This window comes from Tritonibacter sp. SIMBA_163, from assembly GCF_046535935.1.
GTDB lineage: Bacteria > Pseudomonadota > Alphaproteobacteria > Rhodobacterales > Rhodobacteraceae > Epibacterium > Epibacterium scottomollicae.
The window spans coordinates 1-255 of record NZ_JAWJBP010000838.1 but is presented as its reverse complement, the minus strand read 5'-3'; the positions used below and the strand labels follow the sequence as shown (position 1 = coordinate 255).

Genomic DNA, 255 nt, shown 5'->3' with positions numbered 1-255 from the left:
GCGGCATTTCCGTTGTCACCTCCGTGATGACCTTCGAGTACAAGGATTGCATCTTCAACCTGCTCGACACGCCGGGCCACGAAGATTTTGCCGATGACACCTATCGCACGCTGACCGCGGTCGATTCCGCCGTCATGGTCATCGACGCCGCCAAGGGTATCGAACCGCGCACACTCAAGCTTTTTGAAGTCTGCCGCATGCGCGACATTCCCATCGTCACCTTCGTCAACAAGATGGACCGCGAGGCGCGCGACC

1 protein-coding gene is annotated in these 255 nt (G+C 58.8%); it reads left to right on the top strand.

Annotation, left to right across the window (positions count from 1 at the left end):
- The coding region (locus R0J92_RS24690) for a GTP-binding protein (RefSeq protein ID WP_411053628.1) at positions 1-255 on the top strand (255 nt) is incomplete at both ends.